Raw genomic sequence first — 17842 nt, 5'->3', positions numbered from 1 at the left:
TATTATGTTTCTATCTCCCGAATCCCGCGGTATTATCCGGTTGCCTTCTCTTGAATATGGGCGCTCTGTGTTGGGCGCTCCGCTGCTGTACTACCCGTGCAAGAGCGAATGCAAGTTGCTTGTAATGGCGGGGATTCACGGCGAAGAGCCGGAGACGACGTTCCTCCTGAGTCGCGTGCTCCGTGCTTTTGATGAACCTTTTGATTCTATTGCTTTTATTTTGTGCGCCAATCCGGATGGTGTCGCTCTTGGAACGCGTGGGAACGCCAATGGCGTGGACTTGAACCGCAATTTCAAGACGCAAAACTTCTCGACGGAAAAGGTCGGTTCGCGCTCGATTCTCGAAGCGCCTCGCGATACGCTTTTATCGCCGGGTGCATTTGCGGGGAGCGAACCGGAAACGCAAGCGCTTGTTGCGTTAATTGAAAAGCTGAAGCCTGTGAGCGTGCTTGCGATGCATGCTCCGATGGGCTGCGTTGATGCTCCGCAAAAGACAACGCTTGTTGAAGGCGTGATGGAGGCATTTAACTTGCCTTGGTTGCCGGATATTGGGTACAAGACGCCGGGGAGCTTCGGGACGTGGTGCGGTGAACGAAACTTGGAATGCGTGACGCTAGAACTCCCGCGCATGTCTCTCGAGCAACTGTTTGACCGCTATGGTCGTACGTTCGCGGAATTCTTGGAACATCAGTCGTCGCTCTAAAACGCTTCTATAATCTCCAAAAAGAAAAACCCGCTCGCGGCGGGCATAAATTCAAACTAAAGGCTAGAGACCAGTGACTAGCGACTAACACTACTTCTTAGAGGCCTTAGCTTCTTCGATAATCTGCTTGCGGTAGATGATGCCTACGGCAAAACCAATCACCATGTAGCTACCGCCAAGAATCAGTAAGTATTCAAGAATGAACGGCACCTTCGGGTTGTAGAAGAGGATACCGGCAACGTAGGTGAGCAAAATCAGCACAATCTGGAAAATGTTGAATGCCTTGTTCTTGCGCGGCTGGAGTTTCGGGAGGAACAACGGGCTTACCATCAAAAATCCTGTGGCTACAAACACGATAATCGGGAGCCAGAAGAGGAACGTGCTGGAGTCTGTGAAAACGCCCTTGGTCATGAGGAACACGATGAGAGTTGCATTGACCATGCCTGCAAAGGTGGAAGGGAGGCCGGAGAAATGGTGGTGGTACGTGTCAGAGTCGCAAGCGTTGTACTTGGCGAGGCGCATGGCTGCACAGAGTACGTAAACGGCAAGTGCAACCGTCATCAGGAGCCCATGGTTCTGGAACCATTCCGGTGCGTAAATCTTGTAGGTGAAGAAAACGCAGAATGCAGGGGCGAGGCCGAAAGCCACCAAGTCAGCAAGGCTATCGAACTGAGCGCCGAATTCGGAACTGGCGTTCACGAGGCGGGCGGCAAAGCCATCGAGCTTATCAAAAAGGGCACACAACATGACAAAGTAGGCACCCATGCGGATTTGGTCTGCCGAACTAAAAGAACTGAATGCACCGGTTGTCCAGCAGATGGAAAATACACCGAGCAAAAAGTTCAGGCTAGTAAAAGTATTTGGCAAAACAAAACGTAATTTTCCCACGATATACTCCTTGAGTTGGTCTGCTAAAGATAATTTTTTTACGGCGAAATGTAGCTTTTTTATTGATTACCCTGTGGTTTGACAGGTACAATTTCCCATAGGGCGCTCACCCCGGTCGCAACAATCAGGTTGTTGGGTGGGGCATACGGGTTTTCTTCAGTCGGAAAGTTTGTCCAGTGCTTGGTCGAGAACTGATAGAATGTTGCGGGCCTGTACATGAGGGGGAGCACAGGGACTGTCTGCATAAACAGCTTGTTGAGCTCGCGGTAGGCCTGCGTGAGGGAATCTTCGTCCGAAATGGTCGGAATGTCGTTTAAAAGCTGGTTGATTTCGTCATCTTGGAAGCGTCCCTGGTTTGCGTAAGATTCTTCGCCGACAGGCTTGCTTGCTGTGCTGTTAAGCATCTGGTAGAACCTGTTCCACGGATTAGCGATCGAGTTCTCGGATGGCGGAGTCTTCATGGCTAGGTCAAATGTGCCACGGCGGAGGTCCATGTCCCAAATCCCGTAATCGACAATCTTGGGGACGGCGGTAATGCCAATTTCTTCGAAGGATTCGATAATGACGTTAATGGCTTCAATCCAGTCTGTCCAGCCTTGCGGGCATTCAATGGAGAGGCTCCGGACGGGCTTTTTCTTCTTGTCGAGGAGCTTACCTTCTTCGTTCCAGGAGAAACCTGCTTCTGCGAGAATCTCGCGAGCCTTTTCGGTGTTGTAACCGTAACCGAACTCGTCGGCATCTTCCTTATAGAAGTACTTCTTTTCGGGACCGAAGGGGAGGATGAACCCAGGCTGTATGGGCGGGGTGTAGTTCGAAACGGCGCGTGCCTTGATTTTTTCGAAGTCGATAGCGTGGGCGAGGGCGCGTCTAAAGTTTACGTTGTTGAACGGTTCCTTTGTGGTGGCGATGACTAGGGCCGTTATCGTTGATGGAAGGTGGTACGGCTCGACACGGCTCCAGGCGCGGATGCTGTCCTTTGTCTTTTCCCAGATTCTCGGGAGATAAATGGAGGATACGTCGAGATTCCCGCGGACCATCGCATTGTTGAAATTGTCGTTCCCGTCGTAAATCGGGTGGATGATGTACTTGGGGGCGGGTTTCTTGCCTCCGTACTTGCTTGTACGCCAGTAATTTTCAACGCGTTCGAGCACAATCTGGTCGGGGGCGTAGTTTTTGAGGATGTATGGTCCCGAAGCGATGGGCTTGTTCTCGTTCTTGAAAATTAAAATCTTCTCCATGTTGTAGGTCTTTCCGGTCTTGGCAGACTTGATTAACGGTTCAAAGACCGACTTGGGGAGGATTGATGTCTCGGTGATGGCGTTCAGGACCATGAGCGGGTTCCTGTTCGCGGCGAGATGGAACGTGATGTGGTTTTCGCTGTCGGCGGAGATGGTCTTGATGTGCTTCCAGTTGTTGTGGTGGGATGTCGGGAGGATTGAATCTATCCTGAACGAATAAATGACATCTTCAGGAGTGACTGGTTCTCCGTTGTTCCACTTGGCCCTTGTGTCCAGGTGCACGGTAATGCTCGAATCGGTCTGGCTGTACGAATCGGCTAGCATCGGGTCTAGATTTCCCGTGAGCTGGTTATAGGCGAGGAGCGACTCGTACATCAGGCGGATGTTGCCGTCAGAAGGGAAGTTCGGGTCTGGATCGAGCGGATTGAACGTCGTGGGGGGAGCCCAGTCAAAACCGCCGATATAAAGCGTTTCGTTACGAGGATAATCGGAAACTTGAGGCTTGGGATTTTTAGAAACTTCGTCCTTGCAACCTGCTGCCATAAACGCAACCGCTATGGATAGGTAGCACAAAGAAGTTAATTTCTTAAAATGAACACTCATAGTTTCCCTGAACAACTTGATTGGGTAAATTTAGTGAGTTTTTAAAAAAGTGACCACTAAAATTTAGTTTACTAATAGCTATAGCGGTGGTTTATAGCGGAAAACCATAGAGAACGCGCTTGGGGGAGGCGCTAAACAATGTGTGGTTCAGGATAAACGGGGTTCCTGCTCCGCCGGGCGTGTTGAACGTCTTTACGACCTTGCCAGTCTTTATAGAGATCGCAATGATTTCGTTTCCTTGGTCAATCCAGGCTTTACCGTCATAGATAAACGGCTTGGAGAAAATGGACTTCTTTCCTGGGAACTTCCAGAGCGGCGTGCCTATGCTTGAATAAAGGAGAATGGACTGGTCCGAAAGCGAGATGATGATTTTGTCTTCATTCTGGTCGCGGAATACCTGCATCGAGACGATGGGATTTTCCATAAGCACCTGGGTTGGGCTGAAGTCCTTGCGCTTGGTGTTTTGCAGGAATAACTTGTTTGTGCTAGAGACGAGCACCAGCGTAGAATCGATCCCGTCCATTGCGGTAATGTTGACTTGAACCTTGTTTGTCGAGTAATCGATGGTTTGCCCGTTGTCGTCATTGAGGCGCATGAGTTCTCCATCGAGATTGCACAGCTGGAGGCTACGGTTGATTTTGACGACATGGAAAGGCATGGAATAGACTTTGCGTGACCAGACGATGTTGTTTGTCGTACGGGAAATCTTGAGCAAGAATCCGTTCCACGTCGAGGCGTAAATGAAGTCTCCGGTCATCGTGAAGTTGAACGCCTTGCCTGGGAGTTGGAGCGGCTTGTTGAACAAGTCTTTGTTCATGTCGTAGATGTTCATTTGATAGCCGGTCGAAATGACGATGGAATTTTCATCGGACTGGATGACGGGTGCGTTGCCGATTTTTCCGATGTGCTTGCTCCAGCGCTGTTTGCCTGTTTCGACATTGATGCAGATGAGTTGTTCTGTGGCGGGGTCAACTGTGTACAGGTTCTTTTTTGAACCGAACAGTTGCGGGTACATAGTCTTGGGCGAAACGTTTAGCTGGCTTGCAAAGCTTGCGCCGATGACCCTGCTGTAATACTTTAAGACGATGCGTGCAATTTGAGGGCTGCCGGTGGAGAGTCTCACGGCTTCTGCCCATGCTTTTTGCCGTTCTTTTTCTGAAACTTCATGTTGTTCCAGGCTGAACGCTTTTAAAAAATGCGCTTCGGCGTTACCGGGCTCGTTCTTGATGATGGAATCGAGAATGGGAGAAATGTTATCCCACTGCTTTCGCTTTGCCATGTGCACTGCCTGTGATGCAAGCTTGCTGGAGTACAGCGGGCGTTGACCGTAGTAGTGCGCATCGATGGCGTAAATCTTTTTATTATCGAAGGGAATGTAGATAAAGCGACTTTTGGCGATGGGCTCTGTCATGGGAGCTTTCGCCAGGTTGAATCCCCATAGCGGGCGGAGTAGCGTGTCGACCGTGATGACCGAACCTTCGTTCGAAAAAAGTCCGAGCGTCCCTTGGGCGAGCGAGTAAATGTTTGAGGCGTTTGCGCGAACGCTTGAAAGTATGGCGCCTGTATTCCTGTCATATAAGGTGATTTTTCCGGAGGCTTCAAGCGTGACGATGTTGTTCTCGAACGCCTGAATGCTTTCGATGTTCCCGATGGCAACTTTCCAGAGCGGGGACTTGATGTTTTGTAGCGAATAGCAGAACAGTTCGTTTCCGGAGACAAGATAGATGTTGTTCTTGTAAACAAATGACTTTTGGATGATGTCGTACTGCGCGATGGTAAACGATTCGGTGGCTGAACTTGCCGAAATAAAGTGGAGCGCGTTATCGGTGCAGTTGACGATAAAGTTGTCGTTGATGAATTGTTCGTTTTGCAACTGGCAAGAGGTATAGTCGGTGTTGCCTTTGATTATGGAGCCTTTACGGTCAAGGATGTAGAAGCCTTTTTCGTTAATGGCTATGGCGGTTCCGTTTACGGATGTAAATTGCGAAATGTTCTTGACCTCGAACGAGATAATCTGATTCGGGGAGTTGTGGGGCTTGAAAAAGACGGAATCGCGCGAAGAATTCTGGTACCACATTCCATCGGAATTGATGTGCAGCAGGTGGCTTCCTTCTTTCAGCTTTGCTGCAATTTCGATGACCATCCCGCTTTCGATTTTGGCGATGTGGCCGTTTTCGAAAAGAATGTTGGCGTTTTTGCCTGGGAAGAACTTGCGGATGGGACTACGGAGCGGGATAACTTTTTGCAGGAGCCTTTCCGGGGCGTAGTTTGTGGCGGCGTCACGGCCTGCAAGCCAATAGGCCTTGCTCGTGTTATGGGTAAAACCTTGGCTACGGCTGTAGAAATGGTTTGACTGAGCCCTGTTGTTGGCAAGGTCGTAAATTTTCCCGAGATAGAAAAATGCGGCTTCCTTGTCGTCGTCATCGCCTTGGCGCGAAATCTTTTCGAGCTGGCGAATCGATTCGTCAACTTCACCTTTCATTTCGAAAAGGTAGATGGCTTCCTGAAGCTGGGAGGCCATCTTGCTTGCAAAAGCTTGGCTAGAAAACAGCGAACAGAGGGCGAGGACTGTAATAATCCACGCCTTGAAAACGTTTTCTTTTTGCCAAGTATTACGCATCGAACTTGTAGCCTGCTCCGCGGATAGAAAGGATGATTTTCGGGTTTGCCTGGTCGTCTTCCAGCTTGCGTCTCAGATTCACGATGTGGTTGTCAATCGTGCGGGTGGACGGCATGTTTTCGGGGGTATAGCCCCAGAGGTCTTGTAACAGGTCTTCGCGCAAGACGACTTCGCCACGGCGCTGCCAGAAATATTTGAGAATTTGGAATTCCCTTGTGGAAAGTTCCAGCGGAACTCCGCCCTTGGTGGCGATGAACTTCTTGAAATCCAGGTGGATGTCGGCAAAGTCAATGGCGTCGACGGAGGCGAGTTGCTTTGTCGGTGTTGCTTGTGCCTGCAAGTCAATTCGGCGGAGGAACGCCTTCACGCGTGCTAAAAGTTCCAGAATCGAGAACGGCTTAGTCACGTAGTCATCGGCGCCCATATCAAGCCCTGCGACCTTGCTCGTTTCTTCGGTCTTGGCGGTGAGCATGATGATGATGCATTCCGGATGCTTCTTGCGGATGATTCGGCAGACTTCAAAACCGCTCTTCTTGGGGAGCATCACGTCCAGCAAGATGAGGTGCGGCTGGAACGAATCTGTCTTTGCGATAGCTTCTTCGCCGTCGCATGCCGTTTCGACTTCGTAGTTTTCGAGCTCGAAGTTGTCCTGGAGCCCAAGCCGGATGATTTCTTCGTCTTCAACAATGAGAATTCTGTGTTGTTGCATAATCATTCTGCCTTTTTGAATCGTACGGTGAAAGTGGAGCCCTTGCCGGGCTTACTGGTGAGTGAAATGGTTGCCTTGTGCGTTTCTGCAACGCGCTTCACGATTGCAAGCCCAAGCCCGGAGCCTTTTGTGCTGCGAGTCATTTCGTCACCGACTCTATAAAAATCATTAAATATATTTTTTTGTTCCGAAGACGGGATGCCTATGCCGGTATCTGCCACGGAGAAAACGACTCTGTCTTCGTCGGGGGCGACTGTTATGGTGATGTCGCCTGGAGCGTTTGTGTACTTAATCGCGTTTTCGATAAGGTTTTGCACCAAGCTGTAAAGGGCTGTGTAATCGCCAATTATAAACAAGCTTGGCTCAATTTTTGTATGGAATATCAGGCCCTTTTCTACGCCGATGTCTTCTACGTTGTCAAAAACCTTCTGCACGCAAGCCGAGAAGTCGAGCTTTTCCCAATGGAAACCGCCCTTGCCGTGTTCCATGCGCGTGTAGTTCAGGATAGCGCCAATGAGGTTTTCGAGGCGGGTCGCTTCTTTGCCGATAAGGCCTGAGTATTCCTGCACTTTTTCGACTTTTTGCACGCGCCCGCGGGCCATCATTTCGGCAAACATCTTGATGGAGGTAAGCGGAGTCTTGAGCTCATGCGACACGCTCGAAAGGAAGTTCGCCTTCATGGCTAAAAGCTTGTGTTCTTGCGTGAGGAATCTAAACATCACGATGGAACCGAGCAACACGGTAATGAGCGAGAACGACAGAAGCCCGTACATGAGGAACATGCGCTTGCGGGTATCCTTCTTGATTTCGCTTAAGCCTTTCTCGTACAAGGTCAAGTTCCATGAAATAACTTTGTCTAGAGTGACTTGCGTGAGGACTGCGGAACTGTCCGAAACATGCCCCAGAATAAGCGCCTTGTCGGGACCTTCGGTAATGGAATAGGGAATGCCTTTCCAGCCTTGGGCCGATGTCTTGAGCTTGGAACGCATGCGTTCGCGGTATTCTTCGATGTTCACCTTGGCAAGCACGACCTGGTCGCCCGAAAGGATTGGGTAGCTCATCTTGATGAATGTCGACTTGTTGTCGCTCATGATGTCGATGCCGTTCTTGGACGTCGTTTCTTTATTCAGGAGCGATTGGACAATTTCCTTGTTGTTGAAGAATATGTCCATGTAACCGAGCTGGCGGTTGAAGTTCTCGCGCAAGTTCCAGAACGCTTCGCGTTTTTCCTGGCTCAAGTTTTCAAAGGAGAGAATTTGAGTGAATGCCGTTTCGAAGAAGAATCTTGCCGATGGCAGATTCTCGATGTTTTCGCTCTGCAAAAACTGGTTTAACACGGCGAGCGTGTAGTCTTCGGCTTCTTTGTGCTTCTTTTGCGCGACGAGAATCTCGAAGTGCAACAAGTTGACCGAACGCGTGAGGTCCGAGTGGAGGTAGCCCTGCTGGTGCGGGTGCTCCTCGAGAATGTTCAAGAGGCGGAGTGCTTCGTCGTAGTCCTTGGTCTTGTAAGCGATGCGCACAAGTCCAAGGATGTTCTGGATCTGGTCGTCGATGGACTCAAACGAAAAATGCAGCTGGCGTGCCGACCGCGAGAGGCTCACCGGCTGAGGCATAGCCGATGTGACTTCTTCACGGAACAGCATCCGTTCGAACGAACTTGCGATACTGTTCGAAAAGTCCGAAGTCTTTGAAAAGTGCTTGGACGAAATGTCGGGGTAGATGAGGGTCCCATTGTTGTACAGGAACATCGCCTCGATGCCGTTTACGGTCTTGAACTGCGTTGCGTTTCCGAAGTCCAAAAGGCTATGGGGCTGTTCATAAAGGTACAGCGATGCCGACTTGACTTCCTGGAAAATCTTGCTCTGTTCCTTGCTGATGGTCGATTCGCATTGCTCGCGGAAAGTCGCAACGCTTTCGCTGAAGTTCTTTTGTGCAAGGAACGCTTCGTTCTGGATGTTTCTAACGCTCAAGAACGAGAGAATTGCCGTGGGTAGGACAATTCCCCCTGCAAAAAAGGAAAGAAAGAGAAGATTGCTACGAGATATCCGCATTGGCGTCCATTTCCTTAAAATGGAATATGCGCCGACAATTCAGGAAAAATCAGTATAAGAACACTTCCTGCCATGAGAATGGCCAAAAGTGAAATCGCAACACCGATGATAATCAATAAGTTCTTAGTCACTGTGCCAAGTTTGCCTGATGTGTTATGGATACCTTGTGTCCAACTTCAATACGGCGGCTGTTCGAATAGACTTCGCGAACGAGAACCGTAGATTCATTCGGGGTAGCTCTTGCAATGATACCGCGGCCAAGGAGTCTCGGCGGGAGGCTTGCATCGGACTTGTCTTCTTCCCAGATGGCAATGGCGTTACCCGTGTTGAAGCCCTGGTTTTCGCCCTTGTCGACTAGAACGTAGGCGTAAGCGCCAATGATGAGCATCGGGTCCATGGTATAGCGGAGCATTGCCATTTCTTCGATCTTGGCTTCTGGGACTGCGGTGTAACCAGTGACGTTCAAAATGTTGAGGGGCTGCTTTAAGCGGGCCTTGGAATGGTCCATCTTGATTTCCCTGAAGCTCTGGACAATTTTTGCTCTGGAAAGAGTATCGCCAATGGCGGTAATCTTTGCATAACCGGTAAGCCTTACCAGTGCGTAGTTGTCAAAGCTCTTGCCCTTGTGGGTCGGGACTTCAATGGCTCGTGCTTCCAAAATTTCGACAAGGTCACCCTTCTTGAGGCTTGCGTTTGTCTTGCTGCCAATGCCTACGATGACTTCGGATTCAGGAATGTGGATGATGGGTTCCTTCTTTTCTCCGGAGCGGATGGAGAAGAAACGCTGGTCCTTCTTGATGGAATCAATGGAGTAGATTTCTGGGGCCAAAATCTGGTAGTAGCCGTTGAAAATCTTCGGAGCCGGGCGCTTCTTGTAAAGGTAAGTGTCTGCGGCCTTTTTCGTCTTGTGCTTCTTGTCCTTGTCGCGGAGGTTGCCGAGCATGTTCTCGAAGTCTCCGTTGCGGGCGTCACGTTCGTCACAACCGACAGAGGTAATACCCTTGGGCAAGTTGGAATCGGCAACCGCACCTTCGCACGGTCTTGTTTTCGGGAGACGGTAACCGTCGTCCTTGATGCCCTCGCCTAAATAGATGGAGTCGCCCGGATAAATCCAGTGCGGGTCTTCAATGTGCCTATTGTTTTCCCAGAGGTCCGGCCATGCGAACGGATCGTTTAAAAACTCGGCGCTCAAGTCCCAGAGGGTATCGCCTTTTTTAACCACGTAGGCAGATGCAATCAGAGCCGAAAGACCAAGACAGATCGAAGCACATTTTAAAAATCGCATACTATTCCCTAAGCAAAATTTTGGTATTTGTTAAATAATTTAATCTTTTCTTTGCTTAAAAGAGGGCGTTTTTTGCACAAAATGCGGAATATCCGACGAATTCGAGCGCATGGGGCGTTCTTTCGGACGCTGGATATTGCGAGAACGGTGTGCAAGGGCGGGGTTCTGGCCCAAAATGCCTACTCTATCCGGCACGAACAAGAAGAGAATTTCGAAGGTGCCACGGCCCGGTTCCATGTAGAGCGGGATGTTCTTGCGGAGCATATAGCCCTCGTTACGGAAAGCCTTGATGGCCTTGGAGGCGGTTTCGAGATTCCCGGTCTGCAAAAGGATGCGTTCGGGGCGGGAACCGGCGAGCGTGAGGATCATTTCCGATGTCAACGTGTCGTTTGCGCTCAGATTGAGGTAGAACGTCCAGCGGCCTTCGGCGTTATCGCTCTTTGAGAAGAATTTCGAGACGAAATTGGCGTCCAGGTGGCTACGGTGGAAACGCATGTTTTGCGTTGCGACATTGCGGATGTTCAGCTTGGAAGACTGCATCGCCACTTCGCGGCAGTCGAGCGATTCGACTTGCTTGAAGAATGGGGCGAGCGATGCCGAAACGTAAGAGGAGCCGGAGCAGAATTCAAAGAAACGGTCTTCGCGGTTCGGGTGGATGGCGTCCTTGATGCGAACAGGGAGGTTGAGCCATGCATCCTTGATGCGCGGCGTCCAGTCGAGAACGTGCATACTAAAGCCGGTCGATGCAATCGGCATAAAGCTACTGCCGAAGGAACACTTGGCTTCGACCTTCATGCCCTGGGCATCGGCAGGGTCAAAGAGACGGTCCGGCAAGCACTGGATCTGGTGGCAGCTGATAACTTCGGGGCAGTTGCGTTCGATAAAGTCGACGAATGTCTTGTAGCCGTGTGCCGAAATCTTGCCTTTGACGTTCACTTGTACGAGGAGCGCAAAGCGTCCGTCGCCTGTGGCGCGGAACCAGATTTGGCGCAATGCCTTTTTGAAAATGCGCAAATGTTCCTTGTGGAGCTGTTCCAAGACGCGGCTCACGAGCTCAATCGGCTTCATGTCGCGGGACGGAGCGTCGATGACCAGGTTTTCCTGGGCGCCGTGGTATTCCTTGACGATTCTCCAGTCGGAATTCTCAGGAGTTGCATCAGCGGTGAACCAGGCTTGCAACTTTCCCGGAATGCGGTCGTTTTCCATCCATGCGGCAACTTGGGTCTTGATGTCGTCGAACGAAAGAATTTTGCGGACAACAGGCTTTTCGGCCTTTGCCTTCTTTTCTTCGAGTTCATCGTCCTTGCGGACATCGGATTTTCTGGAAGCGTGGAACTTGCCTCCGGCGAGGGGTTTGCCGATTCTGTTGCCCATGGTGTTACGGGCAATGCTCCCTTCGGAGCGGCGTGAAAAACGATTGTTCTGTTTGTACATCTTTATAATCGTGTTGAATGTTTAAACTATAAATCTAGGATAAATCCAGGAGCATTCGCGGGCGAGAGTCTTCGGGAATTCGCGGAACGAGCCTTTAATCTGGTACGTGTTCAGGCTACCTTCAACCGGCGTGAGCGAAATGACGCTATCGGCGCGGGATTCGAGGTAGGGGTATTCGCCTATGTTCGTGGAAGTCACGACGGCGCAACCTGTGAGGGCGATAATCGAATCGACCATTTGCATCAGAATCTGGTGCGGGGAGCCGCTGAGTCTTGAAGACTTCGGGTTGTGCAAAACGGCAGATATCGGGTCAATCACGACGACCTTGTAATCGTGATTTTCGAGCTTCTTGGCGCCTTGGATGCGCTTTGCGATGAGCTGTGCGATTTCAAGCGGTGTAAGCGCTGTGCCGCGGAGGTTCAAGAAACCGAATTTGGGCGTGTTCGGCTGGAGGTTGCGTTTTTCGCCAAGCAAAAAGAGACGGTTCAAGAACACGGACTTGGTGAGTTCCAAGTTGATGTACAGAACGTCGTTTGCATTTGTCGTGTTGCCGAGCCAGTCTTCGCCGTGGCAAATGGAAAGCGCCATGTCCATGAGTGCAAGCGACTTTCCGCTTTTCGGCGGGGCTGTGAACAAGAAAAATTCACCAGCGCGGAGCACGTTCTCGATAATGGTAACGTCTTTTTTCGGGGCTTCTTCGCTATCGCTAGCAAGTTCTACAAGCGGCTTTCCGTCAAGTGAGTATTCCGCCCATTCGCGCCATTCCGTGAAATTCTTGGCGCCTTGTTCCAGTGTGATGAGGTACTGTTGCTTGCCGTTGCGGAGCACGCCTGGCATGCGGACCATCTGGTTTGGATTGCGGTTGCCGTCATCGACTTTAAAGCCTTGCGATTCAAGCGTCTGGAAAAGGAAGTCTACGCGTTCTTTGTATTCTTCCTGGTCATGCGCTTCAATCTTGATCCAGGCCTGCACGGAGTTTGCGCCCGTGTTTACAAGGGCGGCGCAGGGGAGATTCAAGGCCTTGTAGTAAGCGAGCTGTTTCGCGAGCGTCATCTTCGGGTTGTCTACGACAACGTAACGGTAATGCCAGCTTTCGTCGGTCGCGTCGGCGCCGCCTTTCACTGCGTTAATCGTGAGGAGCGCTCCGTCCGGACCGTCGAGCTGCTTCATGATTTTCTTGAGCGCTTCGTCTTGCGCGATAATCTTCGAGACTATTTCGCGAGAACCTGATGGCGTGTTCGAAATCTTGAATTCAACTGTTTCGTCGGGCTTGAACGTTGCCGCCAAGAGCTTTGCAAAGTCTTTGCGCCAGTCAGGGGCGGGCCATGGAATCGAGAGAGCTTCGGGGTCAATCTTGAAGTTCTGCAACAGCTCAAGAGACTGGTTGTCGAGACCGAGCGCAATCATCTGCTGCATCATTGTTGCCGAAATGGGTGAGATGACGGTTGGGCCCATGGCGGCATAGCCTGGAGCCATGCCCGGCTGGGCTTGGGCGGCTTGGGCCTGTGGAGCTTGTGCGGGTTGCGCTGCGGCTTGAGCGGCTGCCTTTTGTTCGGCTTCGCGTTCGGTACGGCGTTTTTCTTCAGAGAAGGCGTTGCGCAAAATCTTCTCGACATCGTCTGCCGAGAGCCCCTCGTCGCGAGCTTTGCCACCGAGCTGGAATGTGGCGTCCATGAACGTCCAGCCTTCGTCAAGCGCGGCAACGCCTGCTTGGAACAAAGCCTTCTTCAGTTCATTCTGGTCGGCGAATTTGCTCTTTACGAAGTCGTTAAGAATTTTCTTTCCGTTTTCCATGGACACCTCCAATTCTCTCGAGTGGTTTGGTGAGTTTCAGTTTACTTCAGCGGGTCGCTATTCGGGTCGAGCTTGCCGGTTTTTACGTATTCCTGAATGTCTTTAGAAATGCGCATCGAGCAGAACTTCGGACCGCACATCGAGCAGAAGTGCGAGGACTTTGCGTTGTTGCCCGGGAGCGTTTCATCGTGGAATTCTACGGCGCGTTCCGGGTCGAGCGAAAGCGCGAATTGGTCGTTCCAGCGGAAGCTGAAACGGGCGCGCGAAAGCGCGTCATCGCGGAAGTGAGCGGCAAAGTGGCCCTTGGCAAGGTCTGCTGCATGGGCGGCGAGCTTGTATGTCACCACGCCTTCACGCACGTCATTCTTGTCCGGGAGGCCCAAGTGTTCCTTCGGCGTCACGTAGCAGAGCATGGCGGTACCGAACCAGCCTATCATTGCAGCACCGATAGCAGACGTGATGTGGTCGTAACCCGGAGCAATATCTGTCGTGAGAGGGCCAAGCGTGTAGAACGGTGCGTTGTGGCACATTTCAATCTGGCGGTCCATGTTTTCGCGAATCTTGTGCATCGGCACGTGACCCGGACCTTCAATGATGACCTGAACGCCCTTCTTCCATGCAATTTCGGTGAGTTCACCGAGCGTATCGAGTTCGGAGAACTGGGCCATGTCGTTTGCATCTGCAATGGAACCCGGACGCAGCCCATCGCCCAAAGAAACGCAAACGTCGTATTTGGCGAGAATGTCGCAGATTTCGTCGAAGTGCGTGTAAAGGAAGTTCTCTTGCTTGTGGACCATGCACCAGCGGGCGATGATAGAACCGCCACGGCTTACGATGCCTGTCGTGCGTTCCAAGGCAAACGGAATGTACTTGAGCAAAAGTCCTGCGTGGATTGTAAAGTAGTCGACGCCCTGTTCTGCCTGTTCAATAAGCGTATCGCGGAACACTTCCCACGTGAGGTCGTCGGCAATGCCGTTCACCTTTTCGAGAGCCTGGTACATCGGCACTGTTCCTATAGGTACCGGGCTGTTGCGCAAAATCCATTCGCGTGTTTCGTGAATGTCCTTGCCGGTCGAGAGGTCCATCACCGTATCGGCACCCCAGCGTACGGACCAGACCATCTTTTCGACTTCCTGTTCAATGGAAGAAGCGACAGAAGAGTTACCGATGTTGGAATTGATTTTTGTGAGGAAGTTACGGCCGATGATCATCGGTTCGCATTCCGGGTGGTTTACGTTGGCAGGGATGATGGCGCGGCCTTCGGCGAGTTCCTTGCGCACGAATTCCGGCGTGATGGCGTCACCGCTACTGCCAAAAATTTCGTCCATCTTCTGGTTTTCGCGGATGGCGACGTATTCCATTTCGCGAGTAATCACGCCTTCGCGGGCGTACTGCATCTGAGTCTTGTGGGCGCCGTCTTTTTCCAAGCGTTCGCGGATCCACGGTTCACGAATGCGTTCAAGTCCTTTCTTTACATCAATCGTCTTGTCGGGGTCGCCATAAGCGCCACTCGTATCGTAAACAGGGAGCACAGGGCATTTCGGGTCGTCGAGCGAAATTTCGCGCATGGCGACTTTCAAATCCGGGAAAATCTTGCCGGGGACATAAATCTTGCGAGACTGCGGAAAAGGCTTGAAAAAGCCGTTGGATTCAGACATATTCGTTCCTTTTGTTCAATTACGAACCAAGTTCAAGGGGTATAATCTCAGCCTGCGTATTGTGTGCAGGCACCCCGCCTATAATATAGAACATTTGCAACGTCATCCTGAGGGCGAATGCCCGAAGGATCGAGTTATTTCTAAAAGTAGTATGAATTGCGTCGTTCACGCCATTTTATTCTCGTGCAATAATTAGATTTTTTAGGTATTTTTTTGAAAAATGCAAAGGAGAATTTTATGTCGGAAAAAGAAATGAACAACCAGAGGGCTATCTATGCACTTTCTGACTTGAGAATGTACGCGAGTTCGCATTCTTTGGATGCGATTGATTATGTTATTGAAGTCTTGCAAAAATTGGAAAATGCAGGAATTAAAAATCCGCTCAAATCCTTAAATCCAGAGGAACAGTAATTTATGGAACAGGCCACAAATACAATAATGGCTTATGGAACTTTCTGGGCTCTCGTGCCGGCTCTTGTCGCGATTATTCTCGCCCTTGTCAGTAAAGAAGTTTACTCGTCGCTTTTTGTGGGCGTCATTGTCGGTGGACTTCTTCTTTGCCAAGGAACAGGCTCGGGATTCTTCGATGCCGTTTTCAAAAATGGCTTGATTGCAAAGGTCGCAGACCCTTATAACGTGGGCATTCTCATATTCCTTGTTATGTTGGGTGCAATGGTGGCGCTCATGAACAGAGCGGGTGGTTCTGCCGCGTTTGGCAACTGGGCCAAGGCGCACATCAAGTCAAAAGTCGGTGCGCAGATTGCAACGGTTTGCTTTGGCATCTTGATTTTTATCGATGACTATTTCAACTGTCTCACGGTCGGTAGTGTGATGCGCCCGGTGACGGATCGTTATAAGGTGAGCCACGAAAAGCTTGCATACTTGATCGATTCGACGGCCGCTCCGATTTGCATCATTGCACCTATCAGCTCTTGGGCCGCTGCAGTTTCGGGATTCGTGGAAGGAGAGGATGGCCTTACGCTTTTCATCAAGGCAATTCCGTTTAACTTTTATGCCCTCTTGACGATCCTTACGCTTTTTCTGGTTGTTATCTGGAATGTGAATATCGGCCCGATGAAAAAGTATGAAATGCATACAAACGCTGTTGGCGGAAACCTGGAAGAAATGAATTTTACATCGACGAAAGGCGGAGTCCTGGATCTTGTCATGCCAATTGCATCTTTGATTGTGTTCTGCGTGCTTGGCATGATTTATACGGGCGGTTATTTTGCTTCAGGCGATGCGGCGAAAGGCTTTGTCGATGCGTTCGCTTCTAGCGATGCGTCTGTCGGTCTTGCGATTGGTTCGTTTGGCGCATTTGTCTTTACCGTTTGCTTCTACATGAGCCGCCGTGTGTTGCGCTTCAGTCATAGCATGGCTTGCTTGCCGGATGGCTTCAAGGCAATGGTACCTGCAATTTTGATTTTGGCTTTGGCATGGACACTCAAGGGCACGACCGATGCGCTCGGCGCAAAGGAATTTGTGGCTGGCCTTGTAAAGGGCGGCGCCGCAGGGTTTATGAACTTCATGCCGGCGATTATCTTTGTGATTGCTGCTTTCCTCGCTTTTGCAACGGGAACTTCTTGGGGCACGTTCGGCATCCTCATCCCGATTGTCGTAGCGGCATTTGGCGGTGTGGATTATAGCCTCATGGTCATCTCGATTTCGGCTTGTATGGCGGGTGCCGTTTGCGGAGACCACAGCTCTCCGATTTCGGATACGACGATTATGGCAAGTGCGGGTGCAGAATGCAATCACGTGAATCACGTCAATACGCAAATCCCGTACGTGCTTGTCGTAGCCGCAATTTCATTTGTCACCTACATTGTCGCAGGCTTTACACGCAGCGCAGTACTTTCGCTGCTATTCGGTTTTCTGCTGACTTTTGGTACGCTCGTGATGATTAAAAAGCGTGCCAAGAAGGATGGTGAATAATTTGTCATTCCCGATTTAATCGGGAATCTCCTTTGCGTTTTATATTGACTTGTGCCAGGATGACGGCGGTGAACATTAGCACGCATCCGATTCCTTCTTGAAGGGTGAATCGCTCACCGAGCATCACCCATCCAGAAATCACGGAAAATACAGATTCAAGGCTCATCAATAGCGATGCTATGGTGGGCCTTAATTTGTTTTGCGCGACAATTTGCAATGTGAACGCCACACCGCTCGAAAGGATGGCGGCGTACAAAAGCGGAATCCACGGCTTGAAATGCGAATAGACGTCTATCACCGTGCCAAACCCCGCAAAATTTCCTTTCAAGTCCACGAAAAACATCGGGAAAATGGAAAGTGTTGCGACCACGAGAAACTGTATTGCTGAAAGTCTCACATTGTCCATGTAAGGGCCGTACTTTCCGACGACGAGAATGTGAGCCGCAAAGGCGAGCGCGCAAAGCAATAGGATAATATCGGATGGCTGGATGGTAAAATCTTCTTTGATGCAGAGCAGGTAAAGCCCTTCAAGCGTAATGGCAACGCAAAGCCAAATCTTGGGGGAAATCTTCTTGCCGAAAAATGTGCTTAGAATCGGGACGAAAATGATGTAGCACGCGGTGAGGAACCCCGCCTTTCCGGCGGAACATCCGAGAAAAAGCCCCGTCTGTTGCAAGTTCATCCCAAAGAAAAGCGTAAGTCCACAAATCAGGCCCGCCTTCCAGAGAGCTCGATTTTCTTCTTTCGTTTTCGGCTTTCTAGGGCTTTTGTTGAATTTGTCCAATACCTTCGCCAGTCCGAAAAGGACACCTGTCGCGATGAAATTTCGCATGCACACGAATGCGAACGGACCGACGTCGTTGCCTTCGATTTGGGCGACAAATGTGGAACCCCACAGAAATGCCGCCAGTACCATTAAAAAAC

13 protein-coding genes are annotated in these 17842 nt (G+C 50.6%); 3 read left to right on the top strand and 10 right to left on the bottom strand.

Going from position 1 to position 17842, the window contains the following annotated elements; genetic code table 11:
• Nucleotides 1–4: 4 nt before the first annotated feature.
• On the top strand, nt 5–703 hold the full coding sequence (gene mpaA, locus B7982_RS08575) for a murein tripeptide amidase MpaA (protein ID WP_088660385.1): 699 nt from the start codon (nt 5–7) through the stop codon (nt 701–703).
• 90 nt (nt 704–793) lie between these two features.
• Here mpaA and B7982_RS08570 read toward each other — a convergent pair whose 3' ends face one another.
• The 9 genes from B7982_RS08570 to thiC form a co-directional block, all read right to left on the bottom strand.
• On the bottom strand, nt 794–1591 hold the full coding sequence (locus B7982_RS08570) for a phosphatidylcholine/phosphatidylserine synthase (protein ID WP_088660384.1): 798 nt from the start codon (nt 1589–1591) through the stop codon (nt 794–796).
• Between the two features lie 59 nt (nt 1592–1650).
• On the bottom strand, nt 1651–3372 hold the full coding sequence (locus B7982_RS08565; protein WP_233138454.1) for an ABC transporter substrate-binding protein: 1722 nt from the start codon (nt 3370–3372) through the stop codon (nt 1651–1653).
• A 151-nt stretch (nt 3373–3523) separates the two neighbouring features.
• Nucleotides 3524–6052: a hypothetical protein gene (locus tag B7982_RS08560; protein WP_088660382.1), complete on the bottom strand. Its 2529-nt coding sequence runs from the start codon at nt 6050–6052 to the stop codon at nt 3524–3526.
• Nucleotides 6045–6761, bottom strand: a complete 717-nt coding sequence (locus B7982_RS08555) for a response regulator transcription factor (protein ID WP_088660643.1) — start codon at nt 6759–6761, stop codon at nt 6045–6047. The genes B7982_RS08560 and B7982_RS08555 overlap by 8 nt, the downstream gene beginning before the upstream one ends.
• A 2-nt stretch (nt 6762–6763) precedes the next feature.
• Nucleotides 6764–8731 carry a cell wall metabolism sensor histidine kinase WalK gene (locus B7982_RS08550; protein WP_233138452.1) on the bottom strand — a complete coding sequence of 656 codons (1968 nt, stop codon included), beginning with the start codon at nt 8729–8731 and terminating at the stop codon, nt 6764–6766.
• A 208-nt stretch (nt 8732–8939) separates the two neighbouring features.
• Nucleotides 8940–10097 carry a LysM peptidoglycan-binding domain-containing protein gene (locus tag B7982_RS08545; protein ID WP_088660380.1) on the bottom strand — a complete coding sequence of 386 codons (1158 nt, stop codon included), beginning with the start codon at nt 10095–10097 and terminating at the stop codon, nt 8940–8942.
• Between the two features lie 39 nt (nt 10098–10136).
• On the bottom strand, nt 10137–11531 hold the full coding sequence (locus tag B7982_RS08540; RefSeq protein WP_088660379.1) for a hypothetical protein: 1395 nt from the start codon (nt 11529–11531) through the stop codon (nt 10137–10139).
• Between the two features lie 21 nt (nt 11532–11552).
• The gene (locus tag B7982_RS08535; RefSeq protein WP_088660378.1) at nt 11553–13325 is read right to left on the bottom strand and encodes an AAA family ATPase; all 1773 of its coding nucleotides are present in this window, start codon (nt 13323–13325) and stop codon (nt 11553–11555) included.
• Nucleotides 13326–13366: 41 nt separating this feature from the next.
• Nucleotides 13367–14983, bottom strand: coding sequence for a phosphomethylpyrimidine synthase ThiC (thiC, locus tag B7982_RS08530; protein ID WP_088660377.1), 1617 nt, complete (start codon nt 14981–14983; stop codon nt 13367–13369).
• 237 nt (nt 14984–15220) lie between these two features.
• Between thiC and B7982_RS14915 the strand changes: the two genes are divergently transcribed.
• Nucleotides 15221–15394: a hypothetical protein gene (locus B7982_RS14915; RefSeq protein ID WP_158212987.1), complete on the top strand. Its 174-nt coding sequence runs from the start codon at nt 15221–15223 to the stop codon at nt 15392–15394.
• A gap of 3 nt (nt 15395–15397) precedes the next feature.
• Nucleotides 15398–16918, top strand: a complete 1521-nt coding sequence (locus B7982_RS08525; protein ID WP_088660376.1) for a Na+/H+ antiporter NhaC family protein — start codon at nt 15398–15400, stop codon at nt 16916–16918.
• A 4-nt stretch (nt 16919–16922) separates the two neighbouring features.
• On the opposite strand, the gene B7982_RS08520 is transcribed toward B7982_RS08525, so the two are convergent.
• Nucleotides 16923–17834 carry a DMT family transporter gene (locus B7982_RS08520; RefSeq protein WP_233138450.1) on the bottom strand — a complete coding sequence of 304 codons (912 nt, stop codon included), beginning with the start codon at nt 17832–17834 and terminating at the stop codon, nt 16923–16925.
• Nucleotides 17835–17842: the final 8 nt, after the last annotated feature.

Origin of the sequence: Fibrobacter sp. UWB2, assembly GCF_002210425.1 — a bacterium.
GTDB lineage: Bacteria > Fibrobacterota > Fibrobacteria > Fibrobacterales > Fibrobacteraceae > Fibrobacter > Fibrobacter elongatus.
The sequence above is the reverse complement of the archived record's forward strand: the minus strand, read 5'-3'. Positions and strand labels throughout refer to the sequence as shown.

Coding starts and splice junctions, on each gene's coding strand:
- B7982_RS14915 (WP_158212987.1), top strand. CDS start 15,221: ATGTCGGAAAAAGAAATGAACAACCAGAGGGCTATCTATGCACTTTCT.
- B7982_RS08555 (WP_088660643.1), bottom strand. CDS start 6,761: ATGCAACAACACAGAATTCTCATTGTTGAAGACGAAGAAATCATCCGG.
- mpaA (WP_088660385.1), top strand. CDS start 5: ATGTTTCTATCTCCCGAATCCCGCGGTATTATCCGGTTGCCTTCTCTT.
- B7982_RS08565 (WP_233138454.1), bottom strand. CDS start 3,372: ATGGCAGCAGGTTGCAAGGACGAAGTTTCTAAAAATCCCAAGCCTCAA.
- B7982_RS08525 (WP_088660376.1), top strand. CDS start 15,398: ATGGAACAGGCCACAAATACAATAATGGCTTATGGAACTTTCTGGGCT.
- B7982_RS08520 (WP_233138450.1), bottom strand. CDS start 17,834: ATGGTACTGGCGGCATTTCTGTGGGGTTCCACATTTGTCGCCCAAATC.
- thiC (WP_088660377.1), bottom strand. CDS start 14,983: ATGTCTGAATCCAACGGCTTTTTCAAGCCTTTTCCGCAGTCTCGCAAG.
- B7982_RS08560 (WP_088660382.1), bottom strand. CDS start 6,052: ATGCGTAATACTTGGCAAAAAGAAAACGTTTTCAAGGCGTGGATTATT.
- B7982_RS08545 (WP_088660380.1), bottom strand. CDS start 10,097: ATGCGATTTTTAAAATGTGCTTCGATCTGTCTTGGTCTTTCGGCTCTG.
- B7982_RS08540 (WP_088660379.1), bottom strand. CDS start 11,531: ATGTACAAACAGAACAATCGTTTTTCACGCCGCTCCGAAGGGAGCATT.
- B7982_RS08535 (WP_088660378.1), bottom strand. CDS start 13,325: ATGGAAAACGGAAAGAAAATTCTTAACGACTTCGTAAAGAGCAAATTC.